This window comes from Acinetobacter sp. 1566109 (assembly GCF_000582255.1).
GTDB lineage: Bacteria > Pseudomonadota > Gammaproteobacteria > Pseudomonadales > Moraxellaceae > Acinetobacter > Acinetobacter nosocomialis.
Genome location: NZ_JEYB01000174.1, coordinates 1 through 1,497 on the forward strand (window position 1 = coordinate 1; position 1,497 = coordinate 1,497).

General features: G+C 34.9%; 1 protein-coding gene and 2 pseudogenes. 2 read left to right on the forward strand and 1 reads right to left on the reverse strand.

Annotated elements, in window-relative coordinates; translation table 11 throughout:
- Positions 1-214 (forward strand): annotated as a pseudogene (locus J582_RS25135) (transposase); the annotation flags it as partial.
- Positions 215-340: 126 nt separating this feature from the next.
- Here the strand turns inward: J582_RS25135 and J582_RS27570 are convergent.
- Positions 341-601, reverse strand: a pseudogene (locus tag J582_RS27570) (hypothetical protein); the annotation flags it as partial.
- Between the two features lie 194 nt (positions 602-795).
- On the opposite strand from J582_RS27570, the gene J582_RS25140 reads away from it, so the two are divergent.
- Positions 796-1,467, forward strand: a complete 672-nt coding sequence (locus tag J582_RS25140; RefSeq protein WP_002058207.1) for a hypothetical protein — start codon at positions 796-798, stop codon at positions 1,465-1,467.
- Positions 1,468-1,497: the final 30 nt, after the last annotated feature.

A 1,497-nucleotide genomic window follows, 5' to 3' on the forward strand; every position in this document is an offset into this window, starting at 1 on the left:
AAGTAGCGATGGGCTGCATCTACTCATGGACTCTACAGGCATGAAGTTTCTAGGTGAGGGCGAATGGAAGCGCAAGAAACATGGACCTGAATATCGTCGCCAATGGCGTAAACTTCATATTGGTATAGATGCTAAAACCCTACAAATACGAGCAGTTCAGCTTACAACCAATAATGTCAGTGATTCACAGGTGCTTGGTGATTTCAGAACTCAGTGACCTTGAAGCAAAGAACAATATTTTTCCTGAATCACTTACTCGCCATTAAAAATGAAGCTGCTAGCGTGGATATGAATCAGTATTTTCTGGATTCTTAGAACCTATCGTGATGATAGGTTCACACTTCAAGCCTACCCTCTCTAGGGTCGAAGGGTCAAAATTTTCCTCAAACATAAACTCATCTGCTCGCTCTTTTTTCAATATTGCCAAGGCATAAAAGAAACATTTTTCACATAACTGCAATTCATATCATTCCCCGTCATGCTTAGAACCATAGCCCCAATGTGCCGATAAAGTTCCAAACTCCAGTTTCGTTGATTGGTTGCATACATCACATACAACATCTGTAACGACTTCTACCTGTTTCAGTTGTTTAATTTCCATCTTAAGAGCTTATAAATTTTAAAATAAATAGCATTGCTATAAGTTGTGACCCCACTCATAAAAATATAAAAAATCACAATATATTGTATATAGATTGTAAATTTACACAAAATATAGGGCAGATCGATCTTGTTTAATATTTCAAAAAACTATAAGAATATTCACTTGATTATTTTTTACACTTATGAAGGACTATGGAAACGGCTTTTGATTTCAATGAAAAATTTGGCGCACCTAAAAAATTATTGTGCAAAAATTTTAATAAAATCCAAATCAGTATACACCCTGATTTTTCTGGAATTTATCTTTGCTATCAAGAGGCTTTCAAAGCTTTAAAAACAGATCTAGGTATCTTGAATCCACGTCCCGAAATTCACGTCTGGAAAGATACTAATCTATCCGGTTATACCATCGCCAGTAATATCCAATGGTTCCTATACTGGACTCAGAATGCACCCAAAGAAATTAATCTAATTATCCATTCTCTTCCCAAAGATAACAAAAAAATCGAACTATTAAAAAATGTGGCTAGTTCCGAATTTCTAAAATTTCTATCATCTACTTATTATGATCTTAATCGATTAAATCCCAAAAGGTTACATAACTTAATAAATGAATACATTTCTGCCGAGGCTATTTACAAGTTAAACAAAGAAAATTCTTTCAAACCTCACCGTACTATGAGCTTAGACCTGCTAGCAAAACGACTCTCATACACACGAAATCAGCTGAATTATCGCAATAAAGTTATAAACCGAAAAAGACAAAGTGTGCTTGATCAACTAGAACAAACTAGTGAAGTTGTACAACAGCTTTTAAATAATGTGGACTTCGTTCTCACGCCAGATCAGCTATGGAAAGCATAATGTCAGAATATAACCCAAACCATCAAAATG

Bases quoted from the DNA above. Each gene is read 5' to 3' on its own strand.
- J582_RS25140 (WP_002058207.1), top strand. From the start codon at position 796: ATGGAAACGGCTTTTGATTTCAATGAAAAATTTGGCGCACCTAAAAAA.